The organism is Paraburkholderia caledonica (assembly GCF_000383275.1).
Classification (GTDB): domain Bacteria; phylum Pseudomonadota; class Gammaproteobacteria; order Burkholderiales; family Burkholderiaceae; genus Paraburkholderia; species Paraburkholderia caledonica.
In genome coordinates this window covers 185,107-207,379 of the sequence record NZ_KB911040.1, presented here as the reverse complement: position 1 = coordinate 207,379, position 22,273 = coordinate 185,107, and the positions used below count along the sequence as shown (strand labels likewise).

The following is a 22,273-nucleotide window of genomic DNA, read 5'->3' as shown; positions in this document are numbered from 1 at the left end:
AAGTAGAGTTCAACCAAAGAAATCAATATATGTTGATTATCACAATCAAGATTGATTAACACAAGGCGCGATTCTAGACTCGATCGCATCCCCGTTACTCGACTGTGAACAACATGACGCCCGAACTCGCGCTCGACCACATCTGGAGCCTCGCGAACTGCGAGCCAGCCGCGCTTCGTTCCGTACATTTCACCGGCTCGGAGCCGGGCTTGCCGTCGGTATTTCGCGTCGGGGCGCTGGCGTCCGCGACCATCGCAGCGGTGGGTTTGGCGGCGGCTGAGTACCATCGGTTGCGCACGAGGCACGGCCAGCGAGTGACGGTGGACATGCGGCGCGCGCTGGCTTCGTTCCGCAGCGAACGTTACCTGCGCGTCGACGACGGGCCGCCGCCTGCGCTGCGCGATCCGGTGACGGGTTTCTACGAGACGGGAGATGGCCGCTGGATCCAGCTGCATACGAATTTCGCGCATCATCTGAACGGCGTGTTGAAGGTGCTCGGTTGCCAGAACGATCGTGCCGCAGTCGCGGCGGCAATTCGCGGCTGGGACGGCGCCACGCTCGATCAGACTCTCGCCGATGCGGGCCTGTGCGCCGCGCTGATCCGCACGCCCGGCGAATGGGCCGCGCTCGAACAGGCGAAAGCGATCGCGGGTTTGCCGCTCTTCGAAATAGAGCGGATCGGCGATGCGCCGCCGGCATTGCCCAAATCCCCGCCGTCGTTCGAGCCGTCATCGCGCAATACTGGCAGCCGGCCGCTGTCCGGCGTGCGGGTGCTGGACCTGTCGCGCATCATCGCGGGGCCGGTGGCCGGGCGAGCGCTTGCCCAGCATGGCGCTCAGGTGCTGATGATCAACGGGCCGCATCTGCCGAACATTGCGCCGCTCGTGATCGACAACGGGCGCGGCAAACGCTCGGCCGTGGTCGATCTGCGCGACGCGGCGGGGCGCGAGACGTTGCGCGGTTTGACGCGCGACGCCGACGTCTTTCTGCAGGCGTATCGGCCTGGAGCGCTGGCCGCGCGCGGATTCGGTCCCGAGGACGTGGCGCGCTTGCGGCCCGGCATTGTCTATGTGTCGGTGTGTGCGTATGGATACGAGGGACCATGGGCCTCGCGACGCGGTTTCGATAGTCTCGTGCAGTCCGCGAGCGGCATCGCGATGACCGAGCAATCCGCAGCCGGATCGACCGAGCCGAGACATCTGCCGTGTCAGGCGCTCGATCACGCGACGGGCTATCTCGCCGCTTTCGGTGCCATGGCTGCGTTGGCGCGACGCGCCATCGAAGGCGGAAGCTGGCACGTCAAAGTTTCGCTCGCGCAGACGGGCCAGTGGCTGCAATCGTTCGGCGAGATCGCCGACGGGTGGCAAGCACCCGATGTTTCGCTCGATGACGTGCGCGACTGCCTCGTCACAGTGGACTCCGAATTCGGTCGCGTACAGGCCGTGCAACCGGCCGAACAACTGGAGGAGACGCCGGCTTTCCTCGGGCTGCCGCCGTCGCGCATCGGCGCGCACGACGCGAAGTGGCTGTAACGGAACTGCGTCGCTGCGTAGGCCCGCCCGAGACAGACACGGCTATTTGCGCAGTTCCGCGACGAAATCGTAGTAGTCGTTGCGGCAATAGGTGTCGGTCAATTCGATAGCGCGCTGGTCGGCCGTATATCCGACGCGCGTAATCAGCAGGAGCGCTTCGTTTGGCGCGATGCTCATTTGCTGCGCGATCTCCTCGCTCGCATTCACCGCGCGGAAATGCTGCAGTGCGCGGACGATCGTCAGTCCGCGATTCTCCAGATAGGTGTAAAGCGAATCGCCGATCGCCTGCGGATCGGGAATTACCGCAGCGGGGAAGGTGGAATTCTCGACCGCCATCACGATGCCGTCGGCGAGACGCAAACGCCGCAGCCGCGTCACGGCCGCAGCCGGCGAAAGCCCGAGTTGGATTACCTCTTCGCGATTGGCCGGCAGAATTTCACGCGACAGCCATTTCGAACTTGGCGTAAAACCTCGCCGCCGCAACATTTCGCTGAAGCTCGACAGACGCGACAGCGGATCTTCATAACGTGGTGTGATGAAACTGCCGGCGCCTTGCGTGCGTCGAATCAATCCCTGCTCGACGAGTAGCGCGATAGCCTTACGTGAAGTGATTCGCGAGACGCCGAGCGCCTCCGAAAGCACGCGCTCCGACGGCAGTGCCTCGCCGGCGTTCCAGCGGTTCTCGTGAATGGCCGTGCCAAGCTTGCGGGCAAGTTGAAGATAAAGCGGTGTGTCGTTTTCCGGGTCCGGGCGCAGATCGCGCCAGCGGTCTTCCGAGGCAGAGGTCATGGGGCTTACGCTAGAAGGGCGAGGAGCAATTCTAAGACATCGGCGCGCTACGTTATAGCGGGCTTTTGCCTGATGGCCTGTCGGCCGGTCCTGCAACCGCTAAACTCGTCGATACGCTTTCTCGCAGCACCGCCGTGCGTTGGTTCGACGCCGGCGCGTGGTCACACGTTCGGCCACAGTCCACACTCAGTCACCTCAGGAGTCAGCATGACGACCGATATCGCAAGCGTGAGCCTGCCCGACGGCGAGCGCATCCCCAAACTCGGGCAAGGCACGTGGGAAATGGGCGAGCAGCCGGCACGCCGCGCGGCCGAGATCGCCGCAATCCGCCTGGGCGTCGAGCTTGGCATGACGCTCGTTGATACCGCGGAAATGTACGGCGACGGCGCAACCGAACTGTTGTTGGGCGAAGCGCTCGCGGGGCTGCGCGATCAGGTGTTCCTCGTCAGCAAGGTCTATCCGCATAACGCAAGCAGGCGCGGCGTGATCGCTGCTTGCGAGCAGAGCCTCAAACGTCTGAAGACGGATCGGCTCGATCTGTACCTGCTGCATTGGCGCGGTTCGATCCCGCTCGAAGAAACGGTCGCCGGGTTCGAAGCGCTGCGCGACGCGGGGAAGATCCGCCACTGGGGCGTGAGCAACTTCGATACCGAGGACATGGAAGAACTCATCGCTACGCCCGGCGGCACGGCGTGCGCGACGGACCAGATTCTCTACAACGTTGCGCGGCGCGGCCCCGAATTCGATCTGTTGCCGTGGCTCGCCGAGCGCAATATGCCGGCAATGGCCTACAGTCCCGTCGATCACGCACGTCTGCCGAAACGCTCGCCGCTCGACGACATCGCCAGCGCGCGCGGCGTCTCCGTGTTTCAGGTGGCGCTCGCGTGGGTGCTGCAGCAGCCGGGCGTGTTCGCCATTCCGAAGACGGGCCGCGTCGAGCACGTGCGCGACAATCATCGGGCGCTGCAGCTGCGGCTCGACGCTCAGGAACTCGCGGCCATCGACAGCTATTTCAAGCCGCCACGCGGCAAGCGCCCGCTTGAAATGCTCTGAGCCAGGCGCGCGCCGCAGAGGTATCGCGGCGCAGTGAGCGCCCGGCGGCGTTCAGAGCATTCTTGACGCGCCGCGTACTACGCACACGAAGCCGCGGCAGGAAAATCGCCGTGCGCGACGCCGCTCAGTGTCGTCAATTGCAATTGTGATGCAGGTGCACAGAGCCCAGCACCGCGACTTCGGCGGGTGTGTGCTTGAGCGAATCTTCGTTGACCTGGCCCGCGTCCGCGACGAATTCGTCGACGATCGAAGAAACCGGTGTATTGCGCAGACACAGCGACACACGCTGGGTTTCGTTGGCCGGCAAGGACGCGCGCTGACCGAGGAACAGCACACCGTACTGATAACCGTGGATGATGCCGCGGATCGCGCCGACGCATTGACCGTGTGCGACGTTATCGTTCTTCTGCTTGCAGGCTTGCGCAAGCGAGTATGCAGAGAAGGTGGGGTCCACAGGCGGCGCGGCTTGCGACATCGTGGGCGACAGCGGTTGCGCCGTCGGTGCCGTGCTTTGCGCGCCGGTCTGCGCATTGGCGAGCGAGGCGAAGCTCAGAGCAGCGGCCGCTGCGAAGCCGACGACCGCGCGTGCCGCGGAGCAGGGGACGTTTCGTTGCATGTTGTGGTGCCCTCATATCGAACGTAGAAACTGATATGAGGCAATTGCCGCGCTTTGGTTCCGGACGTATGCGCCGCGCCGGCTTGTGGCATTTGTCGCGCATGCCGGCATGCAGGCGAGAAAGCGGAGGTGGCACTAGCGCATTCGCCGCAGTGCGCGACTTCCGAAGCAAACGCAGAAAGCCGCCATGCGTGAGCTTCGACAATGGGCAGCAGCACGGCCGCGAACGATGATTGTGAAGTAGCGCTATGAGTCGCGTCCGGCACCGTTGGCGGGACTCGCGGGCTTGTCGCGGGCAACGTCGCTCGCTTCGCCGCGTGCCTGGTCGTTTGCCTGGTCGCGCGATGCGGTTTGTAGTGCACGCAGTTCGTCGGCCGGAATGTGGCAGCGGATCAGATGCTTGCGGCCGATGCGGCTCGTAGCCTCGCGTGCTGAGCCGGTCGCTTGAGACACATACGCTGCATCGGCCGCCTCGGCGAACGGCGGGTCCTGCTGTTCGCAGATCGCGCCGAGCTTGCGTGGACAACGTGTGTGAAACACGCAGCCGGACGGCGGCGACGCGGCGCTCGGCAGATCGCCCGACAGCCGAACGCGGGCCACGCTCGCGTGGCCGTCGAGTGTCGGCACGGAAGACAGCAGTGCTTCCGTATAAGGATGCTGCGGCCCGTCGAATACCGCCGCGGCCGGTCCGATTTCAAGCAGTCTGCCGAGATACAGCACGGCGATGCGATCGGACAAATATCGTACGACGTGCAGATCGTGCGAGATGAACACGTAGCTCACGCCACGCTCGCGCTGCAAATCGGCAAGCAGATTGAGGATCGCCGCCTGCACCGAGACGTCGAGCGCGGAAGTGGGTTCGTCGCACACCACCACGCGCGGCTCGCCGGCGAACGCGCGCGCAATGGCCACGCGTTGCTTGAGTCCGCCGGAAAGCTGGCGCGTGCGCGAGCCGAGATAGCGCTCCGGCAAACGCACGGCGGCCGTCAACGTAGCAAGCCGTTCGTCGATGGCGGCGCCGCGCAGCGCCGCAAGACGCGACAACGCGCGGCCAATCAGCCGCTTCACAGAATGCGCGCGGTTAAGCGCCGAGTCGGGATTCTGGAATACGATCTGCAGCGACTTGACCTGCTCGTCGTTGCGCCGTGTGACGCGCGCGGCGAGCGGCGCGCCGTCGAGTTCGAGCACGCTGCCTGCGTCCGGTGCAAGAAGGCCGAGCATCAGTTTCGCGAGCGTGGTCTTGCCACTGCCCGATTCGCCGACGAGACCCAGCGTTTCGCCGGCCGCGAGATCGAGCGAAACCTTGTCGACGGCGCGCAGCGCTGTGCCGGACACATGGAAAGTCTTCGATAGATTCTCGGCGCGCAAGACGAGTTCTCGCGGGTTCTTGTCCGCATTCGCAAGGTCATGCTCGGGCAATGCTTGCGCGAGCGCACGCGGCAACTCGATCGCGCGCTCGTGATAATGACAGCGTGACATCTGATCGCCATGCGCCGCGCTGACGCGGTACGGCGGCGGCGCTTCGCGGCGGCACCGGTCGTCGGCGAGACGACAGCGCTCTGCGTAGATGCAGCCTTGAGTCACCGAGCCAGGCGAGGGCAGGCCGCCTGCAATGGTATCGAGCCGCTCGGTATCCTTGCTGCGTCCCACGGTGGGCAGACAGCGCAACAGTCCCACGGTGTACGGATGACGCGGCCGCGTGAAAACGTCTTGCGTCGCGCCCTCCTCGACGAGCTTGCCCGCGTAAAGCACGCCGACGCGCTCACACATTCGCCCGATCACCGCGAGGTTGTGACTGATAAACAGCACGGCGGTGCCGAGTTCCGCGCGCAGTTGTGCGACCAGGTCGAGCACTTCCGCTTCGACGGTGGCGTCGAGCCCGGTGGTCGGCTCATCGAGAATCAGCAGTGCCGGGTTCGACGCGAGCGCCATCGCGATCACCACGCGCTGCTGCATGCCGCCCGACAATTGATGAGGATAGCTGTCCATCACCCGTTCCGGCGATGCAATGCGCACGCGCTGCAGCATCTCGAGCGAGCGTTGCAATGCTTCATCGGGCGCGACACCGGCGGCTTCGAACGCTTCGGACACTTGCCGCGCGATGGTCAACGACGGATTCAGCGCGCGCGCCGGGTCCTGATAGACCATTGAAATGGTGTTGGCGCGCATCGTGCGCAAAGCGTCGGCGTCGAGCTTGTTGACGTCGGCGCCGGCGATGACGATCTTGCCCGCCTTTACCTTGCCGTTGCGCGGCAGATAGCGCAGCGCCGCCATCGCGACGGTCGACTTGCCGCAGCCCGATTCGCCGACGAGCCCGTATGCTTCGCCGCGACGCACACGGAACGATACGTCCTGCAACACTTCGCGATCGCGTCCGCGCATCCGGTATGTGACCGTCAAGCCGACGACGGTCAGCGCATCCGTGCGGTCGCTCTTCGACACGTCGAAGGCGGGGAACGAGGAGGGCGGAGGTCCGTTCATCGGTCGAGCACGCCTTGTACGCCGTCGGCGATGAGATTCACACCGACGACCAGCGTGGCAATCGCGCCCGCCGCGAATACGACGGTCCACCACGCGCCGCCCGCCATCAGCGTGTACGACTCGGAAAGCGCGAGGCCCCAGTCGGCTGACGGCGGTTGAATGCCGAAGCCGAGAAACGACAGCGTGGCCACGGCGAAGATCGCATAGCCGAGCCGCACGGTCGCCTCGACGATGATCGGCGGCAGCACGTTCGGCAAAATTTCCGCGAACATGATGTAGGGCGCTCGTTCGCCACGCAGTTGCGCGGCGGCGACGTAGTCGAGATGCCGCTCGGCGAACACGGCGGCGCGCACGGTGCGCGCGGTAATCGGCGTGAAGGTGATGCCGATCACGAGTATCACGGTCAGGTTCGACGCGCCCACCGCAGCAAGCGCGAGCAGCGCGACGATCACGAGCGGCAGCGCGAGTACCGCGTCGATCGCGCGGCCCACGACGTTATCGACCCAGCCGTCGAAGTAACCGACGACGAGACCTAGCGACGTACCCGCCACTGTGCCGAGCAGTGTGGCGAGCGGCGCAATCGTGAGAATGTCGCGCGCACCGACGATCACGCGCGAGAAAACATCGCGGCCCAACTGGTCAGTGCCGAACCAGTGCGTACGGTCGGGCGGCATGAGCGAATTGAGCGGGTCGGACGCATACGGATCGACAGGCACGAACCATTGTCCGGCAATCGCGCATACGATCCACCACACGACGATGAGCACGCCCACCACGAACGTCGGCGAGCGAAGCAACACACGCAACTGATCGAAGCGCGGCTCGCTTGCGGCGCGCGGCGCGGCCGGCGGAACAATGGTGCTCATTCGGCGCTCCTCACGCGCAGGCGCGGATTGAGCAGCACGTGCAACGCATCCGCAACGAGATTGGCGACGGTATAGACTACGCCGACGGTCAGCACACCTGCCTCCAGCATCGGGAAGTCCTTCGCCTTCGCGGCGTTGTAGATCAGCGAGCCGATGCCCTGATAGTGGAACAGTGTCTCGACCACCACGAGGCCGCCAATCATGTAGCCGAGTTGAGTGGCGGCCACGGTGATGGTCGGCAGCAGCGCGTTGCGCAACACGTGCCGCCAGATCACGGTGTGACGCGGCAAGCCCTTGAGGATCGCTGTGCGCGTGTAGTCGGCGTCGAGCGCTTCAACGGTGCCGGCACGCGCCATCCGCGCGATATAGCCGAAGAACACCAGCACCAGCGGCAGTACCGGCAGGATCAGATGACGCAGTTGTTCGAGCGGACCGGCGTCGGGCGCATACGCAGCTTCGATAGGCAGCCAGCGCAGCCACACGCCAAACACGAGAATCAGCACGATCGACGACACGAATTCCGGCACGACGGTCGCCGACAAACCCGCAATGCTGATCGTGCGATCCAGCCAGCGTCCTGCGTGCATTGCGGACCACACGCCGCCCGCAATGCCCAATGGCACCACGACGATGAACGCGAGCAGGCCAAGCTTCGCGGAATGCGCAAGTGCATCGGCGATAAACGGTCTCACCGGCTCGCGATAAGCGTACGAAAGTCCCATGTCGCCTCGCACGAAATGCGAAATCCACTCGACGTATTGCGTCGTCAGCGGACGGTCAGCGCCGAGTTGATGATTAAGCGCCGCCACCGCGCGCGCGTCGGCGAGCGGCCCGAGCACCGCACGCCCGATATCGCCGGGCAGCAGTTGCCCGCCGGCGAACACGATCACGGACAGCAGCCATAGCGTGATCAGCGACAGCCCCACGCGCGTCGCAAGGAAACGCACGACGCGGCCGGCGTTGCCTTTCGGGGTCGAGGCGGGAGAACTCACTGTGGTCGACATCGTGAACGCTTGCCGAAGAATTGCGCGCCGATGCGAGACGCTTACGCGCTCAACACCGCGCGGTCGAAATAGAGCTGCGCGAGCGCGGTGAAGCGCACGCCGTTCACGCCCTTGCGCATCGCGATCAACTGATCGTAGAAGAACGGGATGATGATCGGCGTTTCGTCGAGCAGCAGCGTCTGGATCTGGCCGGAGATTTTCTTCTGCGATGCGAGGTCGATGGCCGCGACGAATTGCGCGACCAGTTGATCGTATTGCGGGTTCTTGAAGTGCGCGGCATTCCACGTGCCGCTGCTCGTGAGCGGCGCATTCAGAAACACGTTCGGCACGCCGCGATGACCGTAGTCGGTGATGCCGAGCGGCGAGTCGAGCCAGTCGGATTTGCCCGGCGTGCCCGCGCCGTAATAGAGCGACTGGCTCTCCACCTTCAGATTGATGCGCACGCCGATCGCCTTGGCCGCGTTCTGCACCACGACCGCAAGGTCGGGAATCTCCATGTACTTTTCAGTGGTGAGCGTCACGTCGAAACCGTTGGGCACGCCCGCTTGCGCGAGCAGTTGCTTCGCTTTCGCTACGTCGATCTTGCGCTGCGCAACACCCGCATCGGACGACGGAAACACCGGCGCAAAGGGACTGTCGTTGCCGAGTTGCGCGCGGCCCTTGAAGAGGCCGCGCACCAGCACCTCGCGATCGATCGATAGCGCAAGCGCCTGACGCACGCGCTTGTCCTTGAAGAGCGGGTTGTCGTTGCGCATGTGAATCTGCCGATGCGCGCTCGACTTCACGCCGATTGCCTTGTAGTCGGGATTGTTCAGAATGGCCGCGCCGCCTTGCACGGTGAAGGTGCCCATTACGTCGGCCTGATGGCCTTGCAATGCGAGCAGTTGCGCTTGTTGGTCCGCATAGAAGGAGAACTGTACGCGTTGCGGTAACGCTTTCTCGCCCCAGTAGTCGGGGTTGCGCACGAACGATGCGCCGACCTTCGGCTGATACTTTTCGAACTTGAACGGACCGGTGCCGATGAAGCTCTTTTCATAGCCGCCCGCGTAGTTCGCGGGCAAGATCACGGCGTTGTAATTGTCCGAGGAAACGTAGTACGGGAAATTGCCGTTCGGTGCGTCCAGGTGGAACGCGACGGTGTGATCGTCAACCACCTTCGCTCCGCCCTTCGACAACACGCCCTTCAACACCGAGAGTGCCGCCGAGCCGGTCGCCGGGTCGGCGAGACGGTCGAATGTCGCGACCACGTCTTTCGCCGTGAAGGGCTGGCCGTCGTGGAATTTGACGTTCTCGCGCAGCTTGAACGTCCACACGTCGCCCTTGTCGTTCGGCTTCCAGGACAGCGCGAGGGCCGGCTTCAGCATGAGCTTTTCGCCGTCGTCGTCGATCAGGAATTCGCCGGTCTGATTCAGCAACGCGAGACTCGCGGCATCGGTCACTGTCAATGGGTCGACGGCGCCCGCAGGCGTCAGATGCGCGACCCGAATCGTCTGGTTCGACGGACCGCCCGCGCTTGCCTGACCTTGTGCGTGCGCTGCCGGAAGATTCAGCACGCCGCCGCCAACGAGCGACAAGCCGATCACGCTCGCGTAGCGCAGCAGATCGCGACGAGTGATACGGCCGGCGAGAAATTCGTCGATGGCGTGATTGCCGTACGCGTCGGCGGTGCTGCGGGCGAGGTCGAGAGCGGGGAATCGGTCAGCGGGAGTCTTCATCGATGGAATGTCCAGTCCGTTCGGTTGCCGGTTCTGAGAAGCCGCGCCGGATGCGCGACAGTCAGGCTGCGAGGCGGCACGATTGCGGCGATGCTTGTGGCGATGCTTGTGACGATATTAGGCGGCTTCAGTTTAAGCGATTGCTCGCGGATTGGAGCGCTTGCGGCGATGTCGTGTTGGCGATCCGCGAATAAAAGGGCCGGTGTGTGTCGTCATCACAACGGTCGGCGCGACATCGCTGTGGCACGTTCGGCGCCTCTCGCGCGGCGCGCCTGCGACTGTCGGCGCTGCAGTGGACGAACCGGCGCGGTAGCTATGGAAAGCTTACCGGCCGCGGCGCACGCGCGCGTCGATGCGGACGCAATTACCGCGCCGCGATGGCTGGGCGCTTCCAGCGATGAAACAGCACCGAGCCGATCCAGCACGCCATGAACGCCGCGACGATGCCGTAGCCGAGCACGCCGAACTGCTCATTGGCGTTCGTCACCGCATCCCATATCCCCCCGTTCAGACCGAGCTTGTCGGACAGCAGACCCAGCGCTTCTACGCCGCCGATTACGATCGCGACGACCGCCGACACGAAGGTAATGCTCGCGTTGTAGTAGAGCTTGCGTTTGGGGTCGTCCATGGCCCAGCCGTATGCATGGACCATCAGCACGTTATCCGTCGAATCGACGAGCGTCATGCCTGCGGTGAAAAGCGCTGGAAAGACCAGGATCGAATACAACGGCAAACCCTTGCCGGCTTCGGACGCGGCAATTGCCAGCAAGCCGATCTCGGTTGCCGTGTCGAAGCCCAGTCCGAACAGCACGCCGACTGGGTACATATGCCAGCTTTTGGTCACGAGGCGGAACAGCGGCCGCAACGCGCGGGACAACAGGCCTCCAGGACCGGCTGCATGGTCAGTGTCCAACGCAGCAGCAGCCAGTTCGCCGTCACGTTGGACATGACGATAACGCCGCCACACGTCGCGCAGAATCACGAGGTTCACGGCCGCGAGCGTGAGCAGGAATGTTGCCGAAACAAGGGTGCCGATGGTGCCGCCCACGGCCTTGAACGTCTCGAAGCGGCCGTGCAACGAATGCGCGGTCCACGCGATGCCGAGCGTCGCGAGAATCACGATGCTCGAATGTCCGAGCGAGAACGACAGGCCCACGCCGAGCGGCCGCTTGCCGGTCTGCATCAGTTTGCGCGTGACGGCGTCGATAGCGGCGATGTGGTCGGCGTCGACTGCATGGCGCAGACCGAAACCGTACGCCAGCAGCGCCGTACCGAGCAGCAGCGGATAGTGGCGAAACGCAATCAGCGCCCATGCCCATGCGCCCAGATTGGCCGCGATCAGAACCGTGTACAGCATGAGAAGGCGAGGGCGCAGCGAAGCAGTCGGCGTCATGAGTCGCGTCAGAGTGATTAGTGATCGTGCGGATGTTTGTGAATCGGATCGACCCAATACACCGCTTCAGGTTGTTCTACTGCGTCGATATTCAGATTGACCACGACCGCTTCGTTGTCGCTGCGCACGAGCACGCATTCGAGCGGATCGTCGGTGCTCGCATTGATTTCCTGATGCGGCACATACGGCGGCACGAAGATGAAGTCGCCAGGACCGGCTTCGGCGGTGAACTCCAGATGCTCACCCCAACGCATCCGCGCCTGACCGCGCACCACATAGATCACGCTTTCGAGCGCGCCGTGATGGTGAGCGCCGGTCTTCGCATTCGGATGGATCGTCACCGTGCCGGCCCAGATTTTCTGCGCGCCGACGCGTGCGGCATTGATCGCGGCCGCGCGATTCATGCCTGGCGTTTGCGCGGTGTTGGTGTCGAGCTGATCGCCCCGAATCACCTTGACGCCGTGCTCGCGCCAATCGACGGGTGCAGCCTCCTGCTTGTCGCGCTCGTCGTTGTAATGCGGATGTTCGTGATCCTGGCTCATCGCATGTCTCCTCGTGGCTTGCGTTTGACATTCGTCGTGGAAAGGGCCGCGGCGCCGTTCGGCATTTTTACACGTTAAAAAAACGTCCGTGGGGCGAGTGACCGCCTGCGTATTCGTGGACGAAAAAAAAGCCCGTCCATGAAGGACGGGCTTTGGCCGGTCAGCCTGAGTGGCCATGCTGCGGCACGCAGGCTTGTTTCATTAGCGCAAGCGCCTACTTGTGCTTCGCGTTGATCACGGCTTCGGCGACGTTGCTCGGGGTTTCAGCATAGTGCTTGAACTCCATCGTGTAGGTAGCGCGGCCTTGCGTGGCCGAGCGCAGCGACGTGGAGTAGCCGAACATTTCCGCGAGCGGCACTTCGGCGCGCACCAGCTTGCCGCCGCCGCCCGCAATGTCTTCCATGCCTTGCACGAGGCCGCGGCGGCTGGACAGATCGCCCATCACGTTGCCCATGAAGTCTTCGGGCGTTTCCACCTCGACGGCCATCATCGGCTCGAGCAGCACGGGCTTCGCCTTGCGCATTGCTTCCTTGAACGCCATCGAACCGGCCATGCGGAACGCGTTTTCGTTCGAGTCGACGTCGTGGTACGAACCGAATGTCAGCGTCACTTTCACGTCGACCACCGGATAGCCCGCGAGCACGCCGGCCTTCAGCGTTTCCTGGATGCCCTTGTCCACCGCCGGAATGTATTCGCGCGGAATCACGCCGCCCTTGATCGCGTCGACGAACTCGTAGCCCTTACCCTGCGGCGCCGGCTCGAGCGTCACCACCGCGTGGCCGTACTGACCGCGGCCACCCGATTGCTTGACGAACTTGCCCTCGACGTCCTCGACCTTGTTGCGCACCGTTTCGCGGTAGGCGACCTGCGGCTTGCCGACGGTCGCTTCCACGCCGAACTCACGCTTCATACGATCGACGAGAATTTCGAGGTGCAGCTCGCCCATGCCGGAAATGATCGTCTGGCCGGATTCCTCGTCCGTTTGCACGCGGAACGAAGGATCTTCCTGCGCAAGACGGTTGAGCGCGATGCCCATCTTTTCCTGGTCGACCTTGGTCTTCGGCTCCACGGCCTGCGAGATCACGGGCTCAGGGAAGATCATCTTTTCGAGGATGATCACGTTGTTCGGATCGCACAGCGTGTCGCCGGTAGTCGCTTCTTTCAGGCCGACGGCCGCAGCGATATCGCCCGCGTACACTTCCTTGATTTCCTTGCGCTCGTTCGCGTGCATTTGCAGGATGCGGCCGAGACGTTCCTTCTTTTCCTTGATCGCGTTGTAGACGGTGTCGCCCGAATTCACGACGCCCGAATACACGCGGAAGAAAATCAGCTGGCCGACGAACGGGTCGGTCATGATCTTGAAGGCGAGTGCCGAGAACGGATCGGTGTCGTTCGGGTGGCGCTCGATTTCCTTGTCGTGTTCGTCGTGACCGGTAATCGCGGGCACGTCGACCGGCGACGGCAGATAGTCGATCACCGCGTCGAGCATTGCCTGCACGCCCTTGTTCTTGAACGCGCTGCCGCACAGCATCGGCACGATCTCGTTGGCGATGCAACGCGCGCGAATGCCGTGCTTGATTTCCTCTTCGGTCAGCGTTTCGCCGCCCAGGTATTTATCGAGCAGTTCTTCGTTCGCCTCGGCGGCGGCCTCGACCATCTTGTCGTGCCATTCCTTCGCGGTGTCAGCGAGCTCCGCCGGAATGTCGCGGTATTCGAACTTGATGCCCTGGTTTTCTTCGTCCCAGAAAATCGCCTTCATCTTGACGAGATCGACCACGCCCTGGAAGTGTTCTTCCGCGCCGATTGGAATCTGGATCGGCACCGCGACGCCCTTCAGCCGCTCGCCGATCTGCCGCTGCACGCGGAAAAAGTCTGCGCCGACGCGGTCCATCTTGTTGACGAACGCGATGCGCGGCACCTTGTACTTGTTCGCCTGACGCCAGACGGTTTCAGATTGCGGCTGCACGCCGCCCACCGAGTCGTAGACCATGCAGGCGCCGTCGAGCACGCGCATGGAGCGCTCGACTTCAATCGTGAAGTCGACGTGCCCCGGCGTGTCGATGATGTTGATCCGATGCTCGGGATAGTTGCCGGCCATACCTTTCCAGAAGGCGGTGGTGGCTGCCGACGTAATCGTGATGCCGCGCTCCTGCTCCTGTTCCATCCAGTCCATCGTCGCCGCACCGTCGTGAACCTCACCGATCTTGTGGGTCACGCCGGTGTAGAACAGGATGCGTTCGGTGGTGGTGGTTTTGCCGGCATCGATGTGAGCGCTGATGCCGATATTCCGGTAGCGCTCGATGGGAGTCTTGCGGGGCACGTGAACCTCCTTGGAATAGCGCGCCTGAAACGGTTGGCGGGCGGCAGTCTGTGCCGCCCGGACCGCGGGATGCTGCATTGCTAAGAATACTAGGATAGCGCGTCGGCCCGTCTTTTGCAGGAATCTTGCCAGGCGAGGGCTGGCCGGGCGGGGGCGGGGGGCGGCGGTGCCGCGATGCAAGAATGACAGGGAGTGCGCGGCAAGAATGACAAAAGCCGCCGCCCTTGGAAAGGCGACGGCTTCATGGTGGTCTATCTGGCGAAAGCGGCTGGCTTTTCAGGCGCGCTGCCGCTGCGAAACGGGGCGATGTTTGCCGCGGACCACTGCGCGATGACCGACCCGCGAACTGCCGCGCAAACTCGTGCGACAGTTGCGCTGGTTACTGCGCAGCCGGCAGCCCCTGAATCTTCATTCCGGGCTTGATACCCTTCGACGTGAACCAGCCCTTGCTCATCTCGAGCGCGTAGACGCCGTTGTTCTTCGGGCAGTGATTGTTGGTCGTTTCCGCCTGCATTTCGTCGATGTCGGTCACGGTCCCGTCGGCCCTGATAAATGCAATCGACAACGGGATCAACGTGTTCTTCATCCAGAAGCAATGCACGGCATTCTCGTTGAAGACGAACAGCATGCCTTCGTTCGGCGCCAGGTTCGTGCGGTACATCAGACCTTGCTCGCGATCCGCGTCGTTGGCGGCGACGGCCGCGTCGATCACGAACATGCCGGCGGTGAGCTTCGCGCGCGGAAATTCGCCAGGCTGTTTCGCGCCGGCCGGCATTTGCTGCGCATGAGCGGGGGCCGCATTCAGAGCGGCAAACGACACCGCCGACACCGCCGCGAACGGCAGGATTGCGGCAACGGCGAAACGCGCCACCAACGAGCGCATGGAAAATCGCACGGCATGACTCCTTGCTGAAATTAACCGGGGAATGTTACGCGAGCGCGTCAAAAACAAAAAGGCAGATCGCCTTGCGGTGATCTGCCTTTCAACGCCGTAAGAACGGCAATGAAGCTAGTTCTTGACTGCGTTTTTACAACAAACTTACTCCGAAGCGCCCGAAGCTGCAGCAGCTGCTGCTGCCTTCTTGTGCGACTTCTTGTGAGCGTGCTTCGTGGTCTTCTTAGCCGACGAAGCAGCAGCTGCCGGAGCTGCCGAAGCTGCTGCCGGTGCCGAAGCTTGTGCGAATGCTGCCGTTGCGAAGAGGCCAGCGACCAGAGCGGCGATCAGTTTGTTCATTTTGCAAATCCTCAGCTTTAGTTAATTAACCAAATGACCCGGTTATGTTTGAGTCATGTCGGTAAACGTGCCATCCACCTTTCGGTTGACAGGTGCGTCGAACAAATTTTCGACGCGCCCGCCTAGCGCTCAGACTGCCCGCACGGACCGCACATGCGGCTTGTACAAAGGCCCTTAAGGCTGAATGCCGGACGGCTTAGAGCGGCATCTGCGTCGAATAACGCGTGAGCTCGCGCACCGGTTGACGTAAATTTTCCGGAAAGTTTCGATGTGGGACGTTGAGGTGAACCAGGCTTTCGACGAGTCGCGCGAATGCCGGTGTTTCACGGTTTTTCACTCGCGAGTTTCACGCGCCGTTTTGCTCACGCAGACAATGACTTAGCGATTCAGGCGTAGCCTTCCCAAGGTGCTTTCAGCGGCAGATCGAGGCTTTCTCCCGGCTGCAGACCAAGCGAAAAAATATCGAGCGCGCCGATGCCGACGCGCACGAGACGCAGCGTCGGAAAGCCGACCGCGGCCGTCATGCGACGCACCTGGCGATTCTTGCCCTCGGTGATCGACAACTCGATCCACGTGGTGGGAATCGCGGCGCGATAGCGGATCGGCGGCGTGCGGGCCCAAAGCGTATCGGGCGGTTCGACATAGTCGGCGCGGCAGGGCTGCGTCACGTAGTCGCCCAGATCGACGCCGCGCGCGAGCTTTTTCAACGCGACGGAATCGACGGCGCCTTCCACTTGCGCCCAATAGCGCTTGACGAGCTTATGACGCGGTTCGGCGATACGCGCTTGCAGCGCGCCGTCGTCGGTGAGAAGCAGAAGGCCCTCGCTGTCCGAGTCGAGACGCCCGGCTGGATAGACGCCGGGCACCTTCACCCAGTCGGCCAGCGAAGCGCGCGTCTCGTGCGCGGAAAACTGGCAGATCGTGCCAAACGGCTTGTTCAGGGCGAGAAGGCGCATAAGAATGATGGAGTCGTGCGACGCCCGTCGCGGCGTGCAGCGCCGATGCGCAAAACAGAGCACGCCCGGGCCTGTAGTCGATGGCGCGATCATAAAGCATAGCGCGTGTCCGAAAGCGCTGAGTCCTATGTAAGACACGACGTTCGGCCATGGCGGTCATGGGCGCTTCATGTTGGAAAACCCCGAGCCGCTCTCGCCTCGGTGCAGCGCCCGCGTGGGCTAGAATAACGGCCAGGCCGCTTGCGGGCGTCCGGCATTGCGCGTAGCGAGGAGCGCCCATTTTCGCAGTCTCCCATCAGCTTTCAGCACAGCCTTCACTGGAGTCCGATCATGCCGTATCAGCACATCAACGTTCCGACCGGTGGTGACAAGATCACCGTCAATGCGGATTTCTCGCTCAACGTGTCCGACCAGCCGATCATTCCGTTTATCGAAGGCGACGGCACCGGTGTCGACATTACGCCGGTCATGATCAAGGTCGTGGACGCCGCCGTGGAAAAAGCCTACGCGGGCAAAAAGAAGATCCACTGGATGGAAATCTACGCGGGCGAGAAGTCGACCAAGGTCTACGGTCCGGACGTGTGGCTGCCGGAAGAAACGCTTCAGGTGCTGAAGGAATATGTCGTGTCGATCAAGGGGCCGCTCACCACGCCCGTCGGCGGCGGCATCCGCTCGCTGAACGTCGCGCTGCGTCAGGAACTCGACCTGTATGTGTGCTTGCGTCCCGTTCAGTACTTCAAGGGCGTGCCTTCGCCCGTGCGCGAGCCGGAGAAAACCAACATGGTGATCTTCCGCGAGAACTCGGAAGACATCTACGCGGGTATCGAATGGCCAGCCGAATCTGAAGAGGCGAAAAAGGTCATCAAATTCCTGAAGGAAGAGATGGGCGTGAAGAAGATCCGCTTCCCCGACACATCGGGAATCGGTATCAAGCCGGTGTCGCGCGAGGGCACGGAGCGTCTGGTGCGCAAGGCGATCCAGTATGCAATCGACAACGATCGCCGCTCGGTCACGCTCGTGCACAAGGGCAACATCATGAAGTACACGGAAGGCGCCTTCCGTGACTACGGCTATGCGCTCGCGCAGAAGGAGTTCAACGCCGAGCTGATCGACGGCGGTCCGTGGATGAAGGTCAAGAACCCGAAAACGGGCGGCGACATCGTCGTGAAGGACGTGATCGCCGACGCGTTCCTGCAGCAGATCCTGTTGCGCCCCGCCGAATACGACGTGATCGCGACGCTCAATCTGAACGGCGACTACGTGTCGGACGCGCTGGCCGCGCAGGTCGGCGGAATCGGCATCGCGCCGGGCGCGAATATGTCGGATTCGGTCGCAATGTTCGAGGCCACGCACGGCACGGCGCCGAAATACGCGGGCAAGGACTACGTGAATCCGGGCTCGGAGATTCTTTCCGCGGAAATGATGCTGCGCCATATGGGCTGGCTGGAAGCGGCGGACCTGATCATCAAGTCGATGGAAACGTCCATTTTGCAAAAGCGGGTCACTTACGACTTCGCGCGTCTGATGGAAGGCGCGACGCAGGTCTCGTGCTCGGGATTCGGCCAGGTGATGATCGAAAACATGTAAGCGGCGCGTGGCGAGCCGCCTGGCCGGCATCGCGAGGAAACCCGGTTGCGCTTCAGAGGCGGCCGGGTTTTTTTACGCCAGTTGGGCGGTATGAGATCTCGTTACTGACGCGTCTTGGCTGAAAACTGAGTGCGCGATGACACGAGGCGAGGCACAGTGGGAGCCTGAATGATCATCTGCCCGTTATTTGGGACGTCGATGTATTTGCAACGGACTTCGGATTAAGCAGAAAGCGTCGCCCAAAAAGAAACCCGGCGCGAAGCCGGGTTTCAAAAGGACGGGTACCGAACAGGTGTCAGGCGGGTGCCTGGATGTTCGATGCCTGCTTGCCTTTCGGGCCTTGCACGACCTCGAAGGTCACTTTTTGGCCTTCCTTGAGGGTCTTGAACCCATTCATCTGGATGGCCGAGAAGTGTGCAAACAGATCCTCACCACCTTCGTCAGGCGTGATGAATCCGAAACCTTTTGCGTCATTGAACCATTTGACCGTACCAGTTGCCATTCCAACTTCCCCTGTAACTCATGTCACTACCACGAGCCCTCGAAAAGCTCGACGACCGCGCGATGCAGCCGCTCCCTCCTCACAAGCTCACCATCGGCATTTTTTCGAATTTGGCGCAGTGAAAAAAGTGCCAGCTTGATTGTTGAGGCTCTTTATTCGAGTGTCAAGAAAATTTTGAGACGGGGTTACACGCGTTGCCAACAGGCGGTTTCCAGGGTTTTTCCCGCTTTTGTTATGTGCGGTTGCGCAAGCGGGGCGTCTTGAAAAGTCGCATAATCGACTCACTTGCTGTTCTGCGGGTCGCTCGCCGCGAGATGGGCGAACGAGTGGCGGTCAGCTAGCTCCGGCAGGTTGTGCGATACTCGATCCGACTGCGGCGCAGCACGGCCGCGACGCATGATCTGGATAGGGGGCCGGCTCCGCAATCGGCTCGTCGAATGGCGCATGCAGGCGGTGAGTTTCCGCCGGGCGGCGGCGTTCGGGTGAACCGGCCGGTTGGCCGGGTTTTGACAGGATTGCGGGCCTGTCCTAGATGTTTAGAATGGGTGTATGGCGATTATCCCGGACAAGCAGGACGGCACCGTACTGGAGCGGCAGGAGAAAAAGCTCAAGCCGCCATCCATGTACAAGGTGGTGCTGCTGAATGACGACTTCACGCCAATGGAATTTGTCGTGATGATCGTGCAGGAATATTTCAATAAAGATCGTGAAACCGCAACACAGGTTATGTTGAAGGTGCATCGCGAGGGCAGGGGAGTTTGTGGGGTCTATACGCGGGACATCGCGTCGACCAAAGTCGAGCAAGTCGTTACCCACGCACGGCAGGCCGGGCATCCGCTGCAGTGTGTGATGGAGGAAGCATGATTGCCCAGGAACTGGAAGTCAGCCTGCACATGGCGTTCATGGAAGCACGCCAGGCGCGGCACGAGTTCATAACGGTCGAACATCTTTTGCTGGCACTGTTGGACAATCCGACAGCGGCGGAAGTGTTGCGTGCATGCGCGGCCAATATCGAGGATCTGCGCCAGAACCTGCGCAACTTCATTCATGACAACACGCCTACCGTGCCCGGCACGGACGACGTCGACACGCAGCCCACGCTGGGTTTCCAGCGTGTGATTCAGCGCGCGATCATGCATGTTCAGTCCACCTCGAATGGCAAGAAGGAAGTGACCGGCGCGAACGTGCTGGTTGCGATCTTCGGCGAGAAGGACTCGCATGCGGTCTACTACCTGCAACAGCAGGGCGTGACACGTCTGGACGTGGTCAATTTCATCTCGCACGGCATCGCCAAGACGAGCAGCACCGACGCCGCGAAAGCGAGCGACGCGAATGCCGAGTCTGACGAAGCCGCCGCGCAGAAAGAAACTCCGCTCGCCCAGTTCACGCAGAATCTGAATCAGATGGCGAAAGACGGTCGCATCGATCCGCTGATCGGGCGCGAGTCAGAAGTCGAGCGCGTGGTCCAGGTGCTGTGCCGCCGCCGCAAGAACAATCCGCTGCTAGTCGGCGAGGCGGGGGTCGGCAAGACCGCGATCGCCGAAGGTCTGGCGTGGCGAATTACGCGTGGCGAAGTGCCGGATATTCTGGCCGACGCTCAGGTGTATTCGCTCGACATGGGCGCGCTGCTGGCCGGTACGAAGTATCGCGGCGATTTCGAGCAACGCCTGAAGACGGTCCTGAAGGAATTGAAGGAACGCCCGCACGCGATTCTTTTCATCGACGAAATTCATACGCTGATCGGCGCTGGCGCCGCGTCGGGCGGTACGCTGGATGCGTCCAACCTGCTGAAGCCGGCGTTGTCGTCGGGTACGCTCAAGTGCATCGGCGCGACCACGTTCACCGAATATCGCGGCATCTTCGAAAAAGACGCGGCATTGTCGCGCCGTTTCCAGAAGGTCGACGTGACTGAGCCGTCTGTCGAACAGACGGTGGCGATTCTGCGCGGCCTGAAGTCGCGTTTCGAAGAGCATCACGGCGTGAAGTATTCGTCGGGCGCGCTGTCGGCGGCCGCGGAGTTGTCGGCACGCTTCATCACGGATCGTCATTTGCCGGACAAGGCGATCGACGTGATCGACGAAGCCGGCGCGGCGCAACGCATCCTGCCGAAGTCGAAGCAGAAGAAGACGATCGGCAAGAACGAGATCGAGGAAATCATCTCGAAGATCGCTCGCGTCCCGCCGCAAAGCGTGTCGCAAGACGATCGGAGCAAGCTGCAAACGCTGGATCGCGATCTGAAGAGCGTGGTGTTCGGGCAAGACCCGGCTATCGACGCGCTGTCGGCCGCAATCAAGATGGCGCGTGCGGGTCTGGGCAAGCTGGATAAGCCGATCGGCGCGTTCCTGTTCTCCGGTCCCACGGGCGTCGGCAAGACAGAAGTGGCCAAGCAGTTGGCGTTCACGCTCGGTATCGAGTTGATCCGCTTTGACATGTCCGAGTACATGGAGCGTCACGCGGTCAGCCGTTTGATCGGTGCGCCTCCGGGCTATGTCGGCTTTGACCAGGGCGGCCTGCTGACCGAGGCTGTCACCAAGAAGCCGCACTGCGTGCTGCTGCTCGACGAAATCGAGAAGGCGCATCCGGACATTTACAACGTGCTGCTGCAGGTCATGGACCACGGCACGCTGACGGACAACAACGGCCGCAAGGCGGATTTCCGTAACGTCATCATCATCATGACGACGAATGCGGGCGCCGAGGCAATGGGCAAGTCGGTGATCGGCTTCACGAATCGTCGGGAAACCGGCGACGAAATGGTCGACATCAAGCGCATGTTCACGCCGGAGTTCCGTAACCGTCTGGACGCGACGATCAGTTTCCGTGCGCTCGATGAAGAAATCATCATGCGCGTGGTCGACAAGTTCCTGATGCAACTGGAAGATCAGTTGCACGAGAAGAAGGTTGATGCGCTCTTCACCGACGCGTTGCGCAAGCACCTCGCGAAGCACGGTTTCGATCCGTTGATGGGCGCGCGGCCAATGCAGCGTCTGATTCAGGACACGATTCGTCGTGCGCTGGCCGACGAACTGCTGTTCGGCAAGCTGATGAGCGGCGGCCGTGTTTCGGTCGACGTCGATGCGGAAGACAAGGTCCAGTTGACCTTCGACGAGCATCCGGCGCCGCGCAATCCGAACCCGGAAGCGGTCGAAGTCGAGTAAGCGTCGAGCGTACTCGCCACAGAAAAAACGGCGTCGACCGCAAGGTCCACGCCGTTTTCATTTGCGCTGTTCAGTTCAGTGCTTGCCGGTGCTGCCGAAGCCGCCTGCGCCGCGCTCGCTTTGCTCGAACTCATCGACGATATTGAATTCGGCCTGCACGACCGGCACGATCACGAGTTGCGCGAGACGCTCCATCGGATTGAGCACGAACGTGGTCTCGCCGCGGTTCCATGTCGAAATCATCAGTTCGCCTTGATAATCGGAATCGATCAGGCCGACCAGATTGCCGAGCACGATTCCGTGCTTATGTCCCAGACCCGAGCGCGGCAGGATCAACGCAGCGTAGCCAGGGTCGCCCACGTGTATCGCGAGCCCGGTCGGCACGAGTGCGGTTTCGCCGGGTTTGAGCGTCAACGGCTCTTTGAGGCACGCGCGCAAGTCGAGCCCCGCGCTACCGCTCGTCGCGTAGGCAGGAAGCTGGTCGCGCATGCGCGCATCGAGAATCTTCAGGTCGAGTTTCATGCA

General features: G+C 62.3%; 19 protein-coding genes. 5 read left to right on the top strand and 14 right to left on the bottom strand.

What is annotated here, in order from left to right; all coding sequences use genetic code 11:
- The first annotated feature begins 113 nt into the window (after positions 1-113).
- Positions 114-1,532, top strand: coding sequence for a CoA transferase (locus H281_RS0121095; protein WP_020069138.1), 1,419 nt, complete (start codon positions 114-116; stop codon positions 1,530-1,532).
- A 42-nt stretch (positions 1,533-1,574) separates the two neighbouring features.
- Here H281_RS0121095 and H281_RS0121090 read toward each other — a convergent pair whose 3' ends face one another.
- Positions 1,575-2,321, bottom strand: coding sequence for a GntR family transcriptional regulator (locus H281_RS0121090; protein WP_020069137.1), 747 nt, complete (start codon positions 2,319-2,321; stop codon positions 1,575-1,577).
- A 207-nt stretch (positions 2,322-2,528) separates the two neighbouring features.
- Between H281_RS0121090 and H281_RS0121085 the strand changes: the two genes are divergently transcribed.
- Positions 2,529-3,374, top strand: a complete 846-nt coding sequence (locus tag H281_RS0121085) for an aldo/keto reductase (protein WP_020069136.1) — start codon at positions 2,529-2,531, stop codon at positions 3,372-3,374.
- Positions 3,375-3,507: 133 nt separating this feature from the next.
- Here H281_RS0121085 and H281_RS0121080 read toward each other — a convergent pair whose 3' ends face one another.
- From H281_RS0121080 to H281_RS0121025, 11 genes are all read right to left on the bottom strand, one after another.
- Positions 3,508-3,990, bottom strand: a complete 483-nt coding sequence (locus H281_RS0121080; protein WP_020069135.1) for a hypothetical protein — start codon at positions 3,988-3,990, stop codon at positions 3,508-3,510.
- 246 nt (positions 3,991-4,236) lie between these two features.
- Positions 4,237-6,471 (bottom strand): ABC transporter ATP-binding protein, encoded by a 2,235-nt coding sequence (locus tag H281_RS0121075; protein ID WP_020069134.1) that lies wholly within the window; start codon positions 6,469-6,471, stop codon positions 4,237-4,239.
- Complete coding sequence (locus H281_RS0121070; protein WP_020069133.1) at positions 6,468-7,337, bottom strand: ABC transporter permease; 870 nt, start codon at positions 7,335-7,337, stop codon at positions 6,468-6,470. The genes H281_RS0121075 and H281_RS0121070 overlap by 4 nt, the downstream gene beginning before the upstream one ends.
- On the bottom strand, positions 7,334-8,341 hold the full coding sequence (locus H281_RS0121065; RefSeq protein WP_020069132.1) for an ABC transporter permease: 1,008 nt from the start codon (positions 8,339-8,341) through the stop codon (positions 7,334-7,336). The genes H281_RS0121070 and H281_RS0121065 overlap by 4 nt, the downstream gene beginning before the upstream one ends.
- Positions 8,342-8,382: 41 nt before the next feature.
- Positions 8,383-10,056 carry an ABC transporter substrate-binding protein gene (locus tag H281_RS0121060; RefSeq protein WP_020069131.1) on the bottom strand — a complete coding sequence of 558 codons (1,674 nt, stop codon included), beginning with the start codon at positions 10,054-10,056 and terminating at the stop codon, positions 8,383-8,385.
- 364 nt (positions 10,057-10,420) lie between these two features.
- Complete coding sequence (locus H281_RS0121055; RefSeq protein WP_020069130.1) at positions 10,421-11,449, bottom strand: HoxN/HupN/NixA family nickel/cobalt transporter; 1,029 nt, start codon at positions 11,447-11,449, stop codon at positions 10,421-10,423.
- A gap of 17 nt (positions 11,450-11,466) precedes the next feature.
- Positions 11,467-11,991: a cupin domain-containing protein gene (locus H281_RS0121050; RefSeq protein ID WP_020069129.1), complete on the bottom strand. Its 525-nt coding sequence runs from the start codon at positions 11,989-11,991 to the stop codon at positions 11,467-11,469.
- A gap of 214 nt (positions 11,992-12,205) precedes the next feature.
- Positions 12,206-14,311 (bottom strand): elongation factor G, encoded by a 2,106-nt coding sequence (fusA, locus tag H281_RS0121045; RefSeq protein WP_027804816.1) that lies wholly within the window; start codon positions 14,309-14,311, stop codon positions 12,206-12,208.
- Between the two features lie 379 nt (positions 14,312-14,690).
- Positions 14,691-15,206, bottom strand: a complete 516-nt coding sequence (locus H281_RS0121040; protein ID WP_027804815.1) for a DUF192 domain-containing protein — start codon at positions 15,204-15,206, stop codon at positions 14,691-14,693.
- Between the two features lie 144 nt (positions 15,207-15,350).
- Positions 15,351-15,545 (bottom strand): hypothetical protein, encoded by a 195-nt coding sequence (locus H281_RS0121035; protein WP_011489640.1) that lies wholly within the window; start codon positions 15,543-15,545, stop codon positions 15,351-15,353.
- A gap of 386 nt (positions 15,546-15,931) precedes the next feature.
- On the bottom strand, positions 15,932-16,501 hold the full coding sequence (locus tag H281_RS0121025) for a pseudouridine synthase (RefSeq protein ID WP_027804814.1): 570 nt from the start codon (positions 16,499-16,501) through the stop codon (positions 15,932-15,934).
- 330 nt (positions 16,502-16,831) lie between these two features.
- On the opposite strand from H281_RS0121025, the gene icd reads away from it, so the two are divergent.
- Positions 16,832-18,088: an NADP-dependent isocitrate dehydrogenase gene (gene icd / locus H281_RS0121020; RefSeq protein WP_020069124.1), complete on the top strand. Its 1,257-nt coding sequence runs from the start codon at positions 16,832-16,834 to the stop codon at positions 18,086-18,088.
- Between the two features lie 295 nt (positions 18,089-18,383).
- On the opposite strand, the gene H281_RS0121015 is transcribed toward icd, so the two are convergent.
- On the bottom strand, positions 18,384-18,590 hold the full coding sequence (locus H281_RS0121015) for a cold-shock protein (protein WP_007180614.1): 207 nt from the start codon (positions 18,588-18,590) through the stop codon (positions 18,384-18,386).
- A 549-nt stretch (positions 18,591-19,139) separates the two neighbouring features.
- Here H281_RS0121015 and clpS point away from each other — a divergent pair.
- Together clpS and clpA are read left to right on the top strand one after the other, a co-directional pair.
- Positions 19,140-19,454, top strand: a complete 315-nt coding sequence (gene clpS / locus H281_RS0121010; protein ID WP_006050100.1) for an ATP-dependent Clp protease adapter ClpS — start codon at positions 19,140-19,142, stop codon at positions 19,452-19,454.
- Positions 19,451-21,748, top strand: a complete 2,298-nt coding sequence (gene clpA / locus H281_RS0121005; protein ID WP_020069123.1) for an ATP-dependent Clp protease ATP-binding subunit ClpA — start codon at positions 19,451-19,453, stop codon at positions 21,746-21,748. Before clpS ends, clpA begins: the two co-directional genes overlap by 4 nt.
- A gap of 75 nt (positions 21,749-21,823) precedes the next feature.
- Here the strand turns inward: clpA and dut are convergent, their stop codons facing one another.
- Complete coding sequence (gene dut / locus H281_RS0121000; protein WP_020069122.1) at positions 21,824-22,270, bottom strand: dUTP diphosphatase; 447 nt, start codon at positions 22,268-22,270, stop codon at positions 21,824-21,826.
- Positions 22,271-22,273 lie beyond the last annotated feature (3 nt).

Coding starts and splice junctions, on each gene's coding strand:
- H281_RS0121075 (WP_020069134.1), bottom strand. CDS start 6,471: ATGAACGGACCTCCGCCCTCCTCGTTCCCCGCCTTCGACGTGTCGAAG.
- H281_RS0121065 (WP_020069132.1), bottom strand. CDS start 8,341: ATGTCGACCACAGTGAGTTCTCCCGCCTCGACCCCGAAAGGCAACGCC.
- H281_RS0121085 (WP_020069136.1), top strand. CDS start 2,529: ATGACGACCGATATCGCAAGCGTGAGCCTGCCCGACGGCGAGCGCATC.
- H281_RS0121070 (WP_020069133.1), bottom strand. CDS start 7,337: ATGAGCACCATTGTTCCGCCGGCCGCGCCGCGCGCCGCAAGCGAGCCG.
- clpA (WP_020069123.1), top strand. CDS start 19,451: ATGATTGCCCAGGAACTGGAAGTCAGCCTGCACATGGCGTTCATGGAA.
- icd (WP_020069124.1), top strand. CDS start 16,832: ATGCCGTATCAGCACATCAACGTTCCGACCGGTGGTGACAAGATCACC.
- H281_RS0121095 (WP_020069138.1), top strand. CDS start 114: ATGACGCCCGAACTCGCGCTCGACCACATCTGGAGCCTCGCGAACTGC.
- H281_RS0121090 (WP_020069137.1), bottom strand. CDS start 2,321: ATGACCTCTGCCTCGGAAGACCGCTGGCGCGATCTGCGCCCGGACCCG.
- H281_RS0121035 (WP_011489640.1), bottom strand. CDS start 15,545: ATGAACAAACTGATCGCCGCTCTGGTCGCTGGCCTCTTCGCAACGGCA.
- clpS (WP_006050100.1), top strand. CDS start 19,140: ATGGCGATTATCCCGGACAAGCAGGACGGCACCGTACTGGAGCGGCAG.
- H281_RS0121080 (WP_020069135.1), bottom strand. CDS start 3,990: ATGCAACGAAACGTCCCCTGCTCCGCGGCACGCGCGGTCGTCGGCTTC.
- H281_RS0121015 (WP_007180614.1), bottom strand. CDS start 18,590: ATGGCAACTGGTACGGTCAAATGGTTCAATGACGCAAAAGGTTTCGGA.
- H281_RS0121050 (WP_020069129.1), bottom strand. CDS start 11,991: ATGAGCCAGGATCACGAACATCCGCATTACAACGACGAGCGCGACAAG.
- dut (WP_020069122.1), bottom strand. CDS start 22,270: ATGAAACTCGACCTGAAGATTCTCGATGCGCGCATGCGCGACCAGCTT.
- H281_RS0121060 (WP_020069131.1), bottom strand. CDS start 10,056: ATGAAGACTCCCGCTGACCGATTCCCCGCTCTCGACCTCGCCCGCAGC.
- H281_RS0121025 (WP_027804814.1), bottom strand. CDS start 16,501: ATGCGCCTTCTCGCCCTGAACAAGCCGTTTGGCACGATCTGCCAGTTT.
- H281_RS0121055 (WP_020069130.1), bottom strand. CDS start 11,449: ATGACGCCGACTGCTTCGCTGCGCCCTCGCCTTCTCATGCTGTACACG.